The organism is Plantactinospora sp. B5E13 (assembly GCF_039871775.1).
Classification (GTDB): Bacteria; Actinomycetota; Actinomycetes; order Mycobacteriales; family Micromonosporaceae; genus Plantactinospora.
This window is the reverse complement of record NZ_JBDPLT010000065.1, coordinates 1-17,520: the sequence shown is the minus strand read 5'-3', so window position 1 is coordinate 17,520 and position 17,520 is coordinate 1. Positions and strand designations below refer to the sequence as shown.

Below are 17,520 nucleotides of genomic sequence, written 5' to 3'. Positions count from 1 at the left end.
GCGTTCGGACAAATACTAGGCTTTAGCCTGATTAGTCCCAGTACGGATCGGCATTCTCGGGTGCCGGCCCGCGCCGCCGGCAGTGGCAGGATGGCGGGGTGGATCTCGTAACCCTCGACGACGTCCGGCTCGCGGCGAAGGACCTGCGCGGTGTCGCGGTACGTACCCCGCTGCTGTCCTGCCGCTGGGACGACCAGCTCTGGGTCAAGCCGGAGAGCCTGCAGCCGGTCGGCTCGTTCAAGGTGCGGGGCGCGACCCACGCGGTGGCCCGGCTCGAACCCGAGCGGCGCGCCCGGGGAGTCGTCACCCACTCCTCCGGAAACCACGGACAGGCCCTGGCGTACGCCGCCCGCGTGCACGGCGTGCCGTGCACGGTGGTGATCCCGCAGGGCGCGCCGACGGTCAAGGTCGACCAGGTACGCGCCCTCGGCGCCGAGGTGCACCTGGTGCCGCCGGCCGACCGGCTCACCGTCGCCGAGCAGGTCGCCGCGGAACGGGGCAGCACGCTGATCCCGCCCTTCGACGACCGGCGGATCATCGCCGGCCAGGGCACCATCGGACTCGAGATCGTCGAGGACCTGCCCGAGGTCGACGTGGTGCTGGTCCCGGTCGGCGGCGGCGGTCTCGCCTCCGGTGTGGCCACCGCGGTCAAGGCCCTCCGGCCGGCGGCGACCGTGATCGGGGTCGAGCCGGAACTCGCGGCCGACGCCCGGGAGTCACTGACCGCCGGTGAACTACGCGTCTGGGAACCGGCCCGGACCTACCGGACCAGTGCGGACGGGCTGCGGACCAACCTCTCCGCGTTGACTCTTGCCCACCTGCGGGTGCGACTGGACGGCATCGTCACGGTCACCGAGGACGAGATCGCCGCGGCCACCGCCCGGCTGGTCCAGCAGACCCGGCTGGTCGTCGAGCCGAGCGGCGCGGTGGCCAGCGCGGCCCGGATGTTCCACGCCGCCGAGTTGCCCGCCGGTCGTACGGTGGCGGTCGTCTCCGGCGGCAACGTCGACCCGGCGGTGCTCGCGGCGGCGGCGACCCGCCCCGACACTGACGGATGACGGCGTACGCGGCCGGACGTACCGCGACGATGTGGAGGAGAACGTGAGCAGCCAGCCGCCGGGAACCGGCCGGAAACGGGTCCACCCGCTGGTCATCGTGGCCCTCGTGGTGCTGACGGTGGTCGTCGGACTGGTCCTCTACGCCAACAGCGGACCGGACGGGCCGGATGTCCGGGGAGCGGTCGACGCGACCGCGGACGAGTTGCGGCGTACCGCCGTCGACGGGCTGACCGTGGACGCCTCCGACGTCCGGGAGGCGGCGACCAGGGCCAACCCCGCCAGCGGTACCGGGAAGTTCGCCCGGGACATCACCTCCGAGCTGCGGATAGAGTCCGCCGGTGAGGACGCCCGGGGTGACCTCTTCGAGTTCACCAACTCCGACGGCGAGCACCCGGTCTGCCTGGCCGTCACGGTCGACGGGAACCTCGGCTCGCAGGATCCCGTCTTTCCGAGCACCTCGGTCACCGACGGCCCCTGTTGAGCTTGGCATCCAGCGGTCCTCGCAACACCCAGACCTCCTGGGAGTTGCGAGGACCGTGTCCGTATCCGCTGAGGGGCGATCAGGAGAACTTGATCGAGCCGGCGCGGTTGCTCCAGCCGGCGCCGACCGCGGCCAGGTTCGCCGACGCGTCGATCCAGGTCGACGCCGCACCGGTGAAGTTGATCCCGTCGTAGAACCTCACGTCACACCGCTGGTACGTCCGCACCGAGCTGATCCGGTTGTTCCAGTTGCCGCCGCTGGTGCTGCGCAGGTCCCCCCACTGCCACTCGTTGTCGTACGACGGTGTGCAGGCCCGGGCCTGGACCCAGGTATGCACCGCACCGGAGTAGTTGGTGCCGTCGTACGTCCGGGCGATGACCACGGAGGCGGCGACGCCGGCCGCCCGCAGTGCCTGCTCCTCGGTTGCCGCGCAGGTCACGGTCCTGGAATCCAGGTCCACCACGCAGTCGCGGGCCGGCGCGGCGGAGGCCGGCGAGCCGAGCGCGCCGACCAGGCCCAGCGCCCCGAGCAGCGCACCGGTCGCGGTGATCGTTCGTGTCCTCATCTTCTTCTCCTCTCGTCGGTACGACGTCCACCGGCGGAGCCGATGGCGGCTTTCCGTCGGCACCGGCGGCGCCTCGCCTTCCTTGCTATCCGCCGCACCGGTTGACCGGAACGCCCGACAGCCCTGATCAATCAATTCCGGACAAGGGCGCCCAGGGGCGAGAATCCGACAGCCCGCTGGTTCGGGCCGGCGACCTCGGTGACGATGGGTGTGAGGTGCCCGGAAACTCCTGGGGAGAGTGATCACGTGGCTCGTTCCGAGCGACCCGTCGATCCGACCGCCGGCCCGGTGCAGGCCCTCGCGTACGACCTGCGGAAACTCCGTGCCGAGGCGGGCAATCCGACCTACCGGGCGCTGGCCCGGTCCGCCGGTTACAGCGCGTCGACGCTGTCCGAGGCGGCCGGCGGTATGCGCCTGCCGACCCTGGAGGTGCTGCTCGCGTACGTCGGCGCCTGTGGTGGTGATCCGATCGGGTGGCGTCGACGCTGGCACGAGGCCGCGGCGGCGCAGCAGCAGACGGGTGACACCGGGCTGCACCCGACGGACGACCGGGCCGAACCGCCAGCCGACGCCGGGCCGGGGGCGGCGGACCGGGCGGAGCCGCCGGTTGGCGTGGCGGACCGGGCGGAACCGCCGGTCGGCGCGGGGTCAGCTACCGGTCTGATGTCGCGGCGGTGGGCCGTACTGGTCTGCGTGGCGGCGGCGACCGTCGCCGTCGGGATCGTGGCGGTGACCGGGCTGTCCCGGTCGGGCGACAACCCGGCACGGTCTCCCGCCGGGGCGCCGGGTTGTCCGGGGGCGCCGGCCGAGGCCGTTTTCAGCGGGGTCACCTACGGCGGTGGCGCGCACGTACGGGGCGGCGCCACCCGGGACGAGCCGGTGCTGCGTACCATCCCGCCGCACTGCACCGTCGGCTTCACCGGCTACTGCGTGGGCGAGAAGGTGTACGACAACACCGGCGGCACACCCGACGTGCGCTGGTTCAAGTTGGCCGGTGGCGGAGTGGTCTCCTCGGCCGTCATCCACGGCAACCCGCCACGGGGTCTGCGCGCCTCGGACTGTCCCCACGGACGTCCGGTCCCGAGCGATCTCGCCCTCTCCGTCGTCGCCGACAACTCCGACGACTCCGCGAGCGTGACGCTGCAGGCCACGGGCCGGGACCTGCACGTGGTCGGCTTCACCACCTCGACGGGTGCCGCGACGACACCGGGTCGGCGGACGTGGCGGCAGGTGGCGCTGGTTGACGTACCCGATCCGGCGGTCGGGGCGCGGGCCCGGCTGGCTACTGCGGCCACGCCGCAGGCGGGCGAGCCGGTGGTTGTGGTCGCCGCCGCCTGTCTGGGCGGGGACAGCCCGACCGGTCTGGTCCGGGCCCGGCAGGTGCGGCCGGCGGCTCCGGGCCGGGCGGTGCCGGTGACGCTGGACCCGGGGCAGCAGGCCGAGGCGGCGGCCTCCGCGTGTCGCTACCCGAACGGAGGATGACCGGACGGGGTACGACCCGGACGGGTGGTCCCGCACCGGTGCTGAGCCGGTGCGGGACCACCGGGGGTGATCCTTCGGCTCGGGCGAGCCGGATCGGGGCCGACGGTCAGCCGCGCCGCCACTTCTGGTTGCTGGCGCCGGTGCACTCCCAGAGCTGCAGCTTGCCGCCGTTCGCGCTGTTGTGGTCGCGTACGTCGACGCACTTGTTGGCCCGGGGGTTCACCAGGTCACCGGCGGCGCTGAGGACAAACTGCTGGGCCGCGTTGCCGTTGCAGCCGACGATCTGGATGTTGGCGCCGTTCGCGGTCGAGGCGTTCGCCACGTCCATGCACTTGCCCATCGCCCGGACGGTGCCGTCGGCGGCGAACGTCCACTGCTGGGCGGCGGTGCCGTTGCAGTCCCAGATCTGCAGTTGCGTGCCGTCGGCCGGGTTGGCGCCGGGGATGTCGATGCAGCGGTTGCCGAGCCCGATGATCGAGCCGGTGGGGCCGGGGTTGCCGCCACCGCCGGTGTTCCACGCCCAGACCCGGACGTAGTCGATCAGCATCTGCTGCGGGAACGTGGTGGTGGCGTCGGGGTAGCCGGGCCAGTTGCCGCCGACCGCGACGTTCATGATCATGAAGAACGGGTGGTCGAAGACCCAGCGGTTGCCGTTCAGGTCGGCCGGGGTCTTGCGGGCGTACTGGATGCCGTCGACGTACCAGGTGATCGAGTCGGGGGCCCAGTCGACGGCGAAGGTGTGGAAGGCGTCGGCGAACGCCTGGCCGCCGGGGAGCGTGTAGCGGGAACTGATCGCGTTGCCGCCGGAGTAGCCGGGCCCGTGCAGGGTGCCGTAGAGGTTGCCGGGTTCACGACCGATGTTCTCCATGATGTCGATCTCGCCCATGTCCGGCCACGGCATGCCGCCGAGCATCCAGAACGCCGGCCAGATGCCCTGGCCGCGCGGGACCTTGATCCGGGCCTCGAACCGGCCGTACGTCCGGGTGAAGGTGTTGGCGGTGAGCAGCCGCGCCGAGGTGTACTCGCAGCGGCCGTAGTGACACTGGTAGTTGCCGGGGTTGTCCCGGCGGGCGGTGATCACCAGGTTGCCATTGCCGTCGTGGGCGGCGTTGCTGGTGCTGTTGGTGTAGTACTGCCGCTCGTTGTTGCCCCAGCCGCCGCCTCCGGTGTCGTGTCTCCACTTGTTGCCGTCCGGTGCGGTGCCCGCCGGGGCGTTGAACTCGTCGCTCCAGACGAGGGCACCGGGTTCGGCGCTGGCGGGGGTGGCCGGGGTGGTGGCCGCGAGCGCGCCGGCGAGGCCGACGCCGAGTAGCGCGAGGATGAGGGGGGTTCGTCGCGTACGCATGTAGATGGTTCTATATCAGCTGATAGTTTCTGGCAAGGTTCTTAACTGAAAGTCTTGTTTGGAGTTTGTGCCGGTAGCATCCATGCGGTGTCGGACGAGGATCTTCCCGTGGTCGACCTGTCCCCCCTCGACCTGCGGTTCGGGCGGCTCCGCCAGGAGTATCCGGAGCGCCGGCGGGCCGCACACGCCGCAGTGGTCCGCTGGCAGTGGTACAGCGCGGACGCCGTCGACCTGCGTCCCCTCTGGTACGAACGGCACCGGTGGAGGCCCGGCCAACCGCTCGCCGAACGGCCGTCGGAGGACCGGGACCACCACCGGATCGGCTTCGACGCCGGGGGTCGGGCGGTGGTGATCGAGGAGTACAGCGGCTTCCTGCGCGGCACTCTCTACTACGAGACACTCCGGTCGGTTGCTTCGGACACCGTCGAGGAGGCGCACTTCCGCAGCGGCGGTGAACCGATCTACCTGCACGAGTACCGCTTCGAGGCCGGCCGGATCCGGTCTGCGACCACGGCCGCGACCGGTGGCGGCGGCCACGAGACGTACGCCTGGACCGGCGACCGGGTGAGGCTGGTCCGGACCTGGCGCGCCGAACGGGCGGGCCGGCCGGAGCGACGGCTGGGCCCACTCACTCCGTACCAGACGATCACGGCCGGGTACGACGACGCCGGCCTGTCCCGGCTGGAGATCGACTGGTCCGGTCATCGGACAGAGCTGGTGTACGAACGCCCGCCGGCCGGCTTCACCCTGGACGCGGCGATGGAGACGGCACACCGGGAACTGGTCCGGCAGGTGCCGGAGGAGATCCGACAGATGGCGGTCGACGAGCCGGCGTACTGCGTGGCGCTGGGCTACCTACCGAACGACCCGCTCGGCACACTCGCGGTGCACGTAGGCCTCGACTCGCAACGCCGTGACTGGCTGGCCGAAGCCGAAGCCGAAGCCGAAGCCGAAGCCGAAGCCGGGGACGAGGCCGGGGACGGCGACCCTGGCGCCTCGGACGACGACCCTGCCTGGATCATCTGGAACCCGTCCGACCTGCACCATCTCGGATCCGTCGAGCTGGAGGCGCTGTCCGACACCGTACGGCTGCTCCGGCAGGAGCTGATGGCGGCCGACAGTGACGGCAGCACCCCGGCCGCCGGCAGCGACGGCGGTGCCGGGGCGACCGGCAGCGGGGTCAACGAGCGGGCCCGTGGACTGCTCTGCGCGGTCGCGGCCGACCTCAACGCCTACGACTGGACCCCGGTCCTGCCGGTCACCGACGATTTTGTGGTCTACGCCGTCGACTGGGAACTGGTCGACCTCGACCGCAACCTGCCGGAGTGCGTACCGGCCGACCGGCTCACCCTGCTGCGCGACCGCGGCCTGCGGTGAGCCCGGTCAGCCTGTGCTGAACCCGGTCAGCCCGCCGCACCGAGGCGGTCGAGGATCCAGGCGTTGATGAACGCCTCCTCCTTCCAGGAGTCGTAACGGCCACTCGGGCCGCCGTGGCCGGCGCCCATCTCGGTCTTCAGCAGGTAGTCGCCGTCCGGGGCGGTGGCCCGCAGCCGGGCGACCCACTTGGCCGGCTCGTGGTAGAGCACCCGGGTGTCGTTCAGGCTGGTCACCGCGAGGATCGCCGGATAGTCCTGCGCCGCCACGTTCTCGTACGGCGAGTACGACTTCATGTACGCGTACACCTCGGGGTCGTCGAGCGGGTTGCCCCACTCCTCCCACTCGGTGACGGTGAGCGGCAGCGACGGGTCGAGGATGGAGGTGAGCGGGTCGACGAACGGCACCTGGGCGACGATGCCGGCGAAGGCGTCCGGTGCCAGGTTCGCCACCGCGCCCATCAGCAGCCCGCCGGCGGAGGCGCCCCGGGCGACCAGCCGCTCCGAGGAGGTCCAGCCCGCCTTCACCACGTGCCGGGCGGCGGCGACGAAGTCGGTGAAGGTGTTCTTCTTCGCCAGCATCTTGCCGGTCTCGTACCACCGCCGGCCCAGTTCACCGCCGCCGCGTACGTGCGCGACCGCGAAGATGACGCCCCGGTCCAGCAGGGAGAGCCGGGGGATGGAGAACCACGGGTCCATGCTGGCCTCGTACGACCCGTAGCCGTAGAGCAGGAAGGGCGCCGAGCCGTCCCGGGGGGTGCCGGCCCGGCAGACCAGCGAGATCGGCACCCGGGTGCCGTCGTCGGCCAGCGCCCAGTCGCGGTGCTGCTCGTAGTCGGCCGGGTCGAAGTCGCCGAGCACCGGCTTGCGTTTGCGCAGCACCATCTCCCGGGTCACCAGGTCGTAGTCGTAGACCGAGTCCGGGGTGACCATCGAGGTGTAGTGCAGCCGGATGGTGTTGGTCTGGTACTCCGGGTTGCTGTCCAGCCCGACGCTGTAGAGCGGTTCCGGGAAGGTGATGTCGTACGAGCCGGTGCTGCCGTCCGGCAGGACCCGGATCCCGGTCAACCCGCCGGTGCGCAGCGACACCACGACGTGGTTGGCGAAGGCGTCCACCGACTCCAGTCGGGTGCCGGGGGAGTGCTCGATCATCGGCACCCAGTCGCCGGGCGCGTCCGCCGAGGTGTACGCGAGCGCGAAGTCCTCGGCGCCGTCGTTGTGCAGGATCAGGAACCGGTGCCCGTGGTGCTCGATCGAGTACTCGACACCCTGCCGGCGGGGTGCGACGACCGCGGGTGCGCCGGTCGGGTTCGCCGACGGGATGACCCGTACCTCGCTGGTGACCTTGCTGTGTGCGTCGATGACGACAAACTTTTCCGAGCGGGTCAGTCCGACGCCGACCCAGAACCGCTCGTCGCTCTCCTCGTAGACGATCTCGTCGGCGGTCGCCGGGCTGCCGATCGTGTGCCGCCACACCCGGTACGGCCGCCACGCCTCGTCCACGGTCAGGTAGAACAGGATCGAGCCGTCGGCCGACCACGCGCTGCCGTAGAAGGTGTCCGGCACCTCGTCGTCGAGCACCTCGCCGGTGCGCAGGTCCTTGACCCGCAGGGTGAACCGTTCGTCGCCGTCGAAGTCGGTGGAGTAGGCCAGCAGGTGTCCGTCGGGGCTGACGTCGAAGGTGCCGAGCGCGAAGAAGTCGTGGCCCTCGGCGAGCGCGTTGCCGTCGAGCAGGATCTCCTCGCCGTCCAGCGGAGCGCCGTCGGCCGGGATCGGCGGCGCGGCCTCGCCGTCGGCGACCGCGCGCCGGCAGTGGATGCCGTACTGCTGGCCCTCCACCGTCCGGGTGTAGTACCAGTATCCGTTCTTCCGGGACGGCACCGACAGGTCCGTCTCCTGGGTGCGACTCTTCGTCTCGTCGAACAGGGTGTCCCGGAGTGCGGCCAGCCCCGCCGTGCGCTGTTCGGTCCAGGCGTTCTCGGCGTTCAGGTAGGCGATGGTCTCCGGGTCGTCCTTGGCGGCGAGCCAGGCGTACTCGTCGAGCACGGTGTCGCCGTGGTGGGTGCGCTCGGCGGGCACCCGACGGGCGACGGGGGCGGCGGTCGTCTCAGAGTTCACCCGGTCACGTTACCGTCCGCAGCGACGTCCGGCCCGGACCGGGCGTTGTCAAAAATTAGTACACCTGTACGATGACGGGGTGGGGGAGATTTCCGCGCGACCCGACGGTGGCCGATCCGACGCCGACCGATCCGACGCCGACGGGCAGGTCCGCCGCCGGCTCGCCGCGATCTGCGGTGACGGCTTCGCCCGGCCCGCCGGGGCAGCCGACGAGGTGGCCGGCACGCTGGCCCGGTGGGTGGCCGCGCCCGCCACTCCGGCCGCCGTCGCCGAGGTGGTCCGACTCGCCGGGGAGTACGACCTCTCGGTCGTCGCCCGCGGCGCCGGCACCAAACTCGACTGGGGTGCCGCACCGTCCCGGGTGGACATCGTGCTGGACACCGGTCGGCTCGCCGGTGTGTGGGGCCACCCCACCGACGACCGACTCGTCGAGATCGGCGCCGGGACGCCGGTCCGCGCCGCCGAGGCGATCCTGGCCCGGGCCGGCCGCCGGCTGCCGTTCGACGTGCCGTCGACCGGCGCGACGATCGGCGGCATGGTCGCGGCCGGCGAGGGTGGCCCGTTGCAACATCTGTCCGGCCCACCCGGTGACCAGTTGGTTGGGGTCGGCTACGTCGACGCCACCGGCAGACTCGGCCACGCCGGGACGGCGAGGCGGCCGACCGTTCCGGCCGAGCGCGCCGACCCGGAACTGACCCGACTGCTCTGCGGTTCACAGGGCGCTCTCGGTGTGCTGGTCTCGGCGTTGCTGCGGGTACAGCCGATCCCGGAGCGCCGGATCTGGGTGAGCCGTCCGGTCTGGACCCCGCTGGAGATGCACGACCTGGTGCGCCAGGTCCGCGCCGCCGGGCTGACACCGACCGCGATCGAGGTCGACCTGCCGGCGGGCGAACCGGCCCGACCTGTCGTGCCCCGCCGCATCGGCGGATTCCGGGGGCATCCGCCACCGGACCACCCCGCCGGGTCGGCCCGCCGTGCCCGGCCGACCGGTCGCGGCTCCGGTCGGCTCGCCGTCCTGATCGAGGGCGGCGCCGCCGACGTCGCCCAGCGGGTGTCGAGGCTCAGCCAGCTGCTCGGCGGCGACGTCCGCGCCGACGACAGCCCGCCGCACTGGTGGCGTCGCTACCCGTTCCAACCCGACGAGATCGCCCTGCGTATCGAGGTGCCCGCCGACGACCTGCACGCCGCCATCTACGCGCTGCGGGACGCGGCCGGGGTGCCGGTGCCGGTCCGTGGCTCGGCCGGCCGTGGCGTCGTACACGCCGCGTTGCCGGGCAGCACCCGACCCGAGCAGGTCGCCGCCATCCTGACCGGGGTACGCGCCGTACTCTCCGCCCGCTCCGGGCGCTGCCTGGTGGTCGCCGCCCCGGCACCGGTCCGGTCCACGGTGGACCTCTGGGGGGAGGTGCCCGAGCTTCCGCTGCTGCGCCGACTCAAGCAGCGGTACGACCCGGCCCGACGGCTCGCACCCGGCCGCTACCCCGGCGGCCTCTGAGCCAATCCGGTCGCGGAGTCAGACCAGCGCGTCGTTGCGCAGCACCAGGATCGCGATGTCGTCCCGGGGCGACTCGACGGAGAAACCGATCACCGCCGAGCGGAGCCGGGCCGCCACCACCTCGGCCGAATAGCCGGCCAGGGGGGTCGCCGCCTCCCGCAGCCGGTCCAGGCCGAAGAGTTCCCGGCCGCGGCGCCGCTCGGTCACCCCGTCGGTGTAGAAGACCAGCGCGTCCCCGGGCGCCAACCGGACCTCCGCCACCGGGGAGGCGATCGAGTCGAGCAGGCCGAGCGCCGTACCACCGGCGCCCACGAACGCGGCACGCCCGTCGCCGCCGAGCTTCAACGGCCGGTCGTGCCCGGCCAGGTGCAGGGCGACGTGCAGGTGGCCGGTCGGCTCCCGACGTACCGCGGCCAGGGCCAGCGTGCAGTACCGGCCGCCGCCCCGCTCGACCAGCGTCCCGTTGAGCCGGGCCAGCGCCTCCGGCAGCGGCCGGCCGTCCCCGGCCAGCACCCGGAGCACGTTGCGGACCAGGCCGGTCACCGTCGCCGCCTGGACCCCCTTGCCGGAGACGTCGCCGACCGCCACCAGCCAGCGGTCGTCGGTCAGCGGCACCAGGTCGTAGAAGTCGCCGCCGACGTCGGCGGCGTCCCCGGTCGGCACGTACTCGGCGGCGAAGCCGATGCCGTCGACCACCGGCAGGACCGGCGGCAGCAGGGACTTCTGGAGGGTCTGCGCGACCCTGCGCCGTTCGTCGTGGATCCGGGCGTTCTCGATGGCCAACGCGGCGCGCCGGGCCACGTCCTCCAGCACGGCGATCTCGTCCGGGTCGTGCCGGTGCCGCTGGTGGCGACCGACGGCCAGGGTGCCGAGCCGCTGCCCCCGGGCGACCAGCGGTACGGCGATGCCGTCCAGCGGCGGTCCGATCGGCACCTGACCGGGGCCGCGTACCGTCTCGCGCAGCCGGGCCTGCACCGAGTCGGTGCTCTCGTCCTGCAGCATCTTGTGCAGCTCCGGCAGCTGCGCCTCGTCGGCGTGGATGGCCGCGGCCAGCCGGAGCCGGCCCCACTCGTCGACGGTGTGCACCGCGCACCACTGGCCGAGCCGGGGCACCACGAGCTGCGGGACCAACGCCATCGTCAGGTCGACGTCGAGTGACTGGGCGAGCAGCTCGCTGGCCTCGGCGAGGAACGTGAGCCAGGTCTGTCGGCGCAGGTCTGCCCGGCGCAGCCGGTCGTTCTCCAGGTGCAGGGAGAGCCGTTCGGCGACCAGGGCGGCGAGCGGGCGGGCGTACCCGGAGGGCGCCGCGTCCAGCTCCAGCTCCCCCGCGTACGGCCGGTGCACGGTCAACGGCACCCGGAGCAGTTCGTCGCCGGGGCGGGGCTGTCGGCCGTACCGGGCGAGGAGCTGCCCGCCGGCCCCGTCGCCCCGGTCGAGGCGTACCGCCCCGCCGGCCGCCCCGACCATGTCGCCGACCCGGACCAGCAGGTCGGCGGCGAAGGTGGGGAGCGGGTCGTCGGCGTACGGGTCGGGGGTGGTCTGCATCAGCGCGCTCATCGCGCCGGCGCTCGGCGCGGACGGGGCGACCGGTCGCGGCACGCTGGGGGCGGCGGGGGGCAGGGCGCTGCCACCCGGTTCGGCCGGCCGGTCGTCCGGGTCGGTGTCGCTCTTGCGGTCCAGCCGGAACCAGACCCCCTTGCCGCTGGCCTGGTGGGTGGTGCCCCAGCGGCTGGCGAAGTGGTCGACCAGGAGCAGACCGCGGCCGCGTTCCGAGACCTGGGAGATGTCGGTCAGGTCGTTGCGGGGCCGGGCGGTGACGTCGTCGATCGGCCCGACGGCGAAGTCGGAGACGGTCACGGTGAGTCCGGACTCGTCCGCGACGACCTCGATGTCCAGTTCGGTGCGGGCGTGCTCGACGGCGTTGGTGGAGAGTTCGGTGGTGAGCAGCAGCGCCTCGTTCAGCAGTTCGTCGAGGCCCGCCTCGGCCAGCACGGAACGCACCAGGGCACGGGCCGCCGCCGGGGTACGGCGGTCGGCGGGCAGCCGGACCCGACGTACCTGGTCGTCCACGCCACCGTCCCTTTCCGCTGACACCCTGTCGACTCCTCCACCAGCCGGATCCGAGATCCAAGCAACACTATCCGGGCGCGGTGACTCACCCCAGCTTGCGGCCCCGACGGGCCGGAACTGGTTCGCGCTAGGCTGAGGAATGCCCTACTGATTCCCTATGTCCGGGTGTGTTGCCGTCTGTGGCTACCGTCGGGGGTCGACGATCGACGAGCGCCACAGGGTGGCATCCGCCCGGCGACAGGCACAATGATGGGGGCGTCGCGTCGGGGCGGAGTGGCCGAGGCGCCTCGGGGATGCGGCCGGGACCACCGGGTGGGCACGGACTGGCGTGGGTTGCCCACCTGCCACCAAGCCTGAGCGAGGGACGATGACCACGGCGAACCAACTCTCTGCCGACCAGCGATCCGGCGCCGAGGACGCGGTGCTGCTCGGCGAACTCGCCGACGCGCTGCGGCGGGTCCGCCGGGGGGACTTCAAGGTACGACTGCCGCGCCGCAACGGCGCCGCGGGCGAGGTGGCCGACGCCTTCAACGAGGTGGTGTCGCTGCAGGAGCGGCAGCATCTCGACCTGCGCCGGATCAGTCGGATCGTCGGCCGCGACGGCCGGCTCACCGAGCGGCTCGACGAGGAGGGCATGGAGGGTGCCTGGGCGGAGGGCCAGCGGGCGATCAACTCGCTGATCGACGACCTCGGCCGGCCGACCACCGAGATCGCCCGGGTGATCGTGGCGGTCGCCGACGGCGACCTCTCCCAGCACATGGATCTGGAGATCGACGGCCGCCCACTGCGCGGTGAGTTCCTCCGGATCGGCCGCACCGTGAACACGATGGTCGACCAGCTCTCGTCGTTCTCCAACGAGGTGACCCGGGTGGCCCGTGAGGTCGGCACCGAGGGTGAGCTGGGCGGGCAGGCGGACGTACGCGGGGTCGCCGGCACCTGGAAGGACCTCACCGACTCGGTGAACACCATGGCGTCGAACCTGACGTACCAGGTGCGGTCGATCTCCCAGGTGACCACGGCGATGGCCCGGGGTGACCTGTCCCAGAAGATCACCGTCTCCGCCAAGGGCGAGGTCGCCGAACTGGCGCACACCATCAACGGGCTGACCGACACGCTGCGGCTCTTCGCCGAGCAGGTGACCCGGGTGGCCCGTGAGGTCGGCACCGAGGGCAAGCTCGGCGGCCAGGCCCAGGTGCCGAACGTCGCCGGCACCTGGAAGGACCTGACCGACAGCGTCAACTCGATGGCGTCGAACCTGACCGCCCAGGTGCGGAACATCGCCCAGGTCTCCACGGCGGTGGCCCGGGGCGACCTGAGTCAGAAGATCACGGTGGCCGCGCAGGGCGAGATCCTGGAGCTGAAGGACACCGTCAACACGATGGTGGACCAGCTGTCGTCGTTCGCCGACGAGGTGACCCGGGTGGCCCGTGAGGTGGGCATCGAGGGCAAGCTCGGCGGTCAGGCCCAGGTACGTGGCGTCTCCGGCACCTGGCGCGCGCTGACCGAGAACGTGAACCAACTCGCCGGCAACCTCACCTCGCAGGTGCGGAACATCTCCCAGGTCTCCACCGCGGTGGCCAAGGGTGACCTGTCGCAGAAGATCACGGTGGACGCCCGGGGCGAGATCCTGGAGCTGAAGAACACCGTCAACACCATGGTGGACCAGCTCTCGTCGTTCGCCGACGAGGTGACCCGGGTGGCCCGTGAGGTCGGGACCGAGGGCAAGCTCGGCGGTCAGGCTGAGGTGAAGGGGGTCTCCGGGACCTGGCGGGACCTGACCGACAACGTGAACTCGATGGCGTCGAACCTGACCTCGCAGGTGCGGAACATCGCCTCGGTGACCACGGCGGTGGCGAAGGGTGATCTGTCGCAGAAGATCACGGTGGACGCCCGGGGCGAGATCCTGGAACTCAAGTCCACGGTCAACACGATGGTGGACCAGCTCTCGTCGTTCGCCGACGAGGTGACCCGGGTGGCCCGTGAGGTCGGGACCGAGGGCAAGCTCGGCGGTCAGGCCCAGGTACGCGGCGTCGCCGGCACCTGGCGGGACCTGACCGACAACGTGAACTCGATGGCGTCGAACCTGACCGCCCAGGTCCGGAACATCGCCCAGGTCTCCACCGCGGTCGCCAAGGGCGACCTGAGCCAGAAGATCACCGTCGACGCGCAGGGCGAGATCCTCGAACTCAAGAACACCGTCAACACCATGGTTGACCAGCTCTCCTCGTTCGCCGACGAGGTGACCCGGGTGGCCCGCGAGGTGGGCACCGAGGGCAAGCTCGGCGGTCAGGCCCAGGTGAAGGGGGTCTCCGGGACCTGGCGGGACCTGACCGACAACGTGAACTCGATGGGCTCCAACCTGACCGCGCAGGTGCGGAACATCGCCTCGGTGACCACGGCGGTGGCGAAGGGTGACCTGTCGCAGAAGATCACCGTGGACGCGCAGGGCGAGATCCTGGAGCTGAAGGACACCGTGAACACGATGGTGGATCAGCTCTCCTCGTTCGCCGACGAGGTGACCCGGGTCGGCCGGGAGGTCGGCATCGAGGGCAAGCTCGGCGGTCAGGCCCAGGTGAAGGGCGTCTCCGGCACCTGGAAGGACCTCACCGAGAACGTCAACCAGCTCGCCTCCACCCTCACCACCCAGCTGCGGGCGATCGCCCAGGTCTCCACGGCGGTGACCACCGGCGACCTGACCCAGCGGATCACCGTGCAGGCCCAGGGTGAGGTCGCCGAGCTGAAGGACAACATCAACCAGATGATCGTCACCCTGCGGGAGACCACCAAGAAGAACGCCGAACAGGGCTGGCTCGACTCGAACCTGGCCCGGATCGGTGGCCTGCTGCAGGGCCAGCGGGACCTCGTCGAGGTCTGCCGCATGATCATGACCGAGGTGACCCCGCTGGTCGACGCCCAGCTCGGCGCCTTCTTCCTCGCCGACGCCAGCGACGAGGCCGCGATGCGGCTCCGGCTCACCGCCTCGTACGGCTACGTCGCCCGGCACCACGACGTCACCTTCGGTCCCGGCGAGGGCCTGGTCGGACAGGCCGCGCTCTCCCGACGCACCATCCGGGTCGGCGCACCCCGGGACGGCAGCCTGACGCTCCGCTCCGGACTCGCCGCCACCGCCCCCGCCGACCTGGTGGTGCTCCCGGTCCTCTTCGAGGGCGAACTGCTCGGCGTGATCGAGTTCGCCAGCGTCTCGCCCTTCTCCGAACTGCACCTGTCGTTCCTGGAGCGGCTGGTGACCACCATCGGCATCGCGGTCAACACCATCCAGGCCAACCGCCGTACCGAGGAACTGCTCGCCCAGTCCCAGCGGCTCGCCCACGAGCTGCAGGAACAGTCCGCCGAGCTGCAGCGGACCAACGCCGAGTTGGAGGACAAGGCCCAACTGCTCTCCGAACAGAAGGGCAACATCGAGACCAAGAACCGGGAGATCGAACTCGCCCGGATCGGTCTGGAGGACAAGGCCCAACAGTTGGCCCGCGCCTCGGCGTACAAGTCGGAGTTCCTGGCCAACATGAGCCACGAACTGCGTACGCCGCTCAACTCGTTGCTGCTGCTGGCCCGGCTGCTCGCCGACAACTCGGAGCAGAACCTCACCGAGAAGCAGATCGAGTTCGCTCGGACCATCCACAGTGCCGGCTCCGACCTGCTCTCGCTGATCGACGACATCCTCGACCTGTCGAAGATCGAGGCGGGCCGGATGGACGTCACCCCGGCCGAGGTGCGGTTCTCCGAGATCCGCGGCTACGTCGAGCAGGCGTTCGCGCCGCAGGCCGAGGAGAAGGGCCTGGACTTCCAGGTACGCATCTCCAAGGAGCTTCCCCCGAGCCTGGTCACCTACCCGCAGCGGCTGCAGCAGATCCTCCGGAACCTGCTCTCCAACGCGGTCAAGTTCACCGACAACGGGGCGGTGACACTGCGGATCGGGCCGGCCTCGGCCCCGGAGGGCAGCTTCACCGACGTACCGGCGCTGGCCGCCGCCCGACAGGTGGTGGCGTTCACCGTCATCGACACCGGGATCGGCATCTCCGACGACAAACTCGGGCTGATCTTCGAAGCGTTCCAGCAGGCCGACGGCACCACCAGCCGCCGGTACGGCGGCACCGGCCTCGGACTGTCGATCAGCCGGGACCTGGCGCGGCTCATCGGCGGCACCATCACCGTCTCGTCGGCACCCGGACAGGGCTCGACCTTCACCCTCTTCGTACCGGACGTGCTGGCGCCGGACGCGGTGGTGACCCCGCCGCCGGTGCCGCTGCCGGCCGCGCGGGTGACCCCCGCCGGCGCGCAGCCGCCGATGCTGCGGATCCCCACCGAGCCCGACCGGCCGGTCTCGCCGGCCTCCCGGCAGCTCGACGGCGCCACCGTGCTGATCATCGACGACGACGTCCGGAACGTCTTCGCCCTGACCAGCGCGTTGGAGCTGCACGGCATGACCGTGCTCTACTCGGACAACGGGGTGGACGGGGTACGTCTGCTCGCCGAGCATCCGGAGGTGGACATCGTGCTGATGGACGCGATGATGCCGGACCAGGACGGCTACGAGACGACCCGGGCGATCCGCCGCAACCACCGGTTCACCGACCTGCCGGTGGTCTTCCTGACCGCGAAGGCGATGCCCGGCGACCGTGAGTCGGCACTGGGCGCCGGCGCGAGCGACTACATCACCAAGCCGGTGGACCTGGACGAACTGATCGAGCTGATGGCGTCCTGGGTGCACGGGGACGGCCGCGACACCGCCGGACCCGGGGCGGGCGACGAGGGGACGATTCGGTGAGCGAGCTGGCCAAAGCCCTACTGGTCGACGACCGGCGGGAGAACCTGATGGCGCTCGAGGCGATCCTGCAGGGCCTGCCGGTGCAGCCGGTCGCGGTGGAGAGCGGGGAGGCCGCGCTCAAGCAGCTTCTGGTGGAGGACTTCGCGGTCATCCTGCTCGACGCCCAGATGCCGGACATGGACGGCTTCGAGACCGCCAGCCACATCAAGCGGCGGGAACGTACCCGGCACGTGCCGATCATCTTCCTCACCGCCGCCGACCGGGACGCCCAGCTCGCCCTCCGCGGGTACGCGGTCGGCGCGGTCGACTATCTGACCAAGCCGTTCGACCCCTGGGTGCTGCGGGCCAAGGTCTCGGTCTTTGTCGAGCTGTGGGTCAAGACCCGGCAGCTCGCCGCGCAGTCCGTGCTGGTCCGGGAGCGGGACGCCCAGTGGCGGGGGTTGACCGAGGCGGTCGACGAGGCGGTCTCCCTGCTCCGCTCGGACGACCCGGCGGCGCGGGAGCGGGCGATGCAGATGCTCGAAGAGGCCCGTTGGGGTGCGGCTGCCTGAGGTTCGTCGTGGTCGGGCTTGGGGGTTGGGGGCGGATCACCCGCTCTGGGCGGTCAGGCTTGATCCCGCTGGGGTGCGGCTGCCTGAGGTTCGTCGTGGTCGGGCTTGGGGGTTGGGGGCGGATCACCCGCTCTGGGCGGTCAGGCTTGATCCCGCTGGGGTGCGGCTGCCTGAGGTTCGTCGTGGTCGGGCTTGG

At 71.5% G+C, this 17,520-nt stretch carries 11 protein-coding genes; 7 read left to right on the top strand and 4 right to left on the bottom strand.

The window, feature by feature from the left end; genetic code table 11:
• The first annotated feature begins 98 nt into the window (after positions 1-98).
• Together ABGB05_RS33945 and ABGB05_RS33940 are read left to right on the top strand one after the other, a co-directional pair.
• A complete protein-coding gene (locus ABGB05_RS33945) occupies positions 99-1,058 on the top strand; it encodes a threonine/serine dehydratase (protein WP_347658062.1) in 960 nt (319 codons plus the stop codon).
• Positions 1,059-1,101: 43 nt separating this feature from the next.
• On the top strand, positions 1,102-1,539 hold the full coding sequence (locus ABGB05_RS33940; RefSeq protein WP_347658061.1) for a hypothetical protein: 438 nt from the start codon (positions 1,102-1,104) through the stop codon (positions 1,537-1,539).
• 79 nt (positions 1,540-1,618) lie between these two features.
• Here ABGB05_RS33940 and ABGB05_RS33935 read toward each other — a convergent pair whose 3' ends face one another.
• Positions 1,619-2,104 carry a peptidase inhibitor family I36 protein gene (locus ABGB05_RS33935; protein WP_347658060.1) on the bottom strand — a complete coding sequence of 162 codons (486 nt, stop codon included), beginning with the start codon at positions 2,102-2,104 and terminating at the stop codon, positions 1,619-1,621.
• Between the two features lie 246 nt (positions 2,105-2,350).
• On the opposite strand from ABGB05_RS33935, the gene ABGB05_RS33930 reads away from it, so the two are divergent.
• Positions 2,351-3,586, top strand: coding sequence for a helix-turn-helix transcriptional regulator (locus ABGB05_RS33930; protein WP_347658059.1), 1,236 nt, complete (start codon positions 2,351-2,353; stop codon positions 3,584-3,586).
• A 106-nt stretch (positions 3,587-3,692) separates the two neighbouring features.
• Here ABGB05_RS33930 and ABGB05_RS33925 read toward each other — a convergent pair whose 3' ends face one another.
• Positions 3,693-4,931: a family 16 glycosylhydrolase gene (locus ABGB05_RS33925; RefSeq protein WP_347658058.1), complete on the bottom strand. Its 1,239-nt coding sequence runs from the start codon at positions 4,929-4,931 to the stop codon at positions 3,693-3,695.
• An 87-nt stretch (positions 4,932-5,018) separates the two neighbouring features.
• Here ABGB05_RS33925 and ABGB05_RS33920 point away from each other — a divergent pair, with 87 nt between their 5' ends.
• Positions 5,019-6,308, top strand: a complete 1,290-nt coding sequence (locus ABGB05_RS33920) for a hypothetical protein (RefSeq protein ID WP_347658057.1) — start codon at positions 5,019-5,021, stop codon at positions 6,306-6,308.
• Positions 6,309-6,334: 26 nt separating this feature from the next.
• Here ABGB05_RS33920 and ABGB05_RS33915 read toward each other — a convergent pair whose 3' ends face one another.
• Complete coding sequence (locus ABGB05_RS33915) at positions 6,335-8,422, bottom strand: S9 family peptidase (protein ID WP_347658056.1); 2,088 nt, start codon at positions 8,420-8,422, stop codon at positions 6,335-6,337.
• Positions 8,423-8,501: 79 nt separating this feature from the next.
• On the opposite strand from ABGB05_RS33915, the gene ABGB05_RS33910 reads away from it, so the two are divergent.
• Positions 8,502-9,917 (top strand): FAD-binding oxidoreductase, encoded by a 1,416-nt coding sequence (locus ABGB05_RS33910; protein ID WP_347658055.1) that lies wholly within the window; start codon positions 8,502-8,504, stop codon positions 9,915-9,917.
• An 18-nt stretch (positions 9,918-9,935) separates the two neighbouring features.
• Here ABGB05_RS33910 and ABGB05_RS33905 read toward each other — a convergent pair whose 3' ends face one another.
• The gene (locus ABGB05_RS33905) at positions 9,936-12,011 is read right to left on the bottom strand and encodes a SpoIIE family protein phosphatase (protein ID WP_347658054.1); all 2,076 of its coding nucleotides are present in this window, start codon (positions 12,009-12,011) and stop codon (positions 9,936-9,938) included.
• A 343-nt stretch (positions 12,012-12,354) separates the two neighbouring features.
• Here ABGB05_RS33905 and ABGB05_RS33900 point away from each other — a divergent pair, with 343 nt between their 5' ends.
• Together ABGB05_RS33900 and ABGB05_RS33895 are read left to right on the top strand one after the other, a co-directional pair.
• On the top strand, positions 12,355-16,773 hold the full coding sequence (locus ABGB05_RS33900) for a HAMP domain-containing protein (RefSeq protein WP_347658053.1): 4,419 nt from the start codon (positions 12,355-12,357) through the stop codon (positions 16,771-16,773).
• Complete coding sequence (locus ABGB05_RS33895; RefSeq protein WP_347658052.1) at positions 16,770-17,324, top strand: response regulator; 555 nt, start codon at positions 16,770-16,772, stop codon at positions 17,322-17,324. The genes ABGB05_RS33900 and ABGB05_RS33895 overlap by 4 nt, the downstream gene beginning before the upstream one ends.
• The last annotated feature ends 196 nt before the right edge of the window (positions 17,325-17,520 follow it).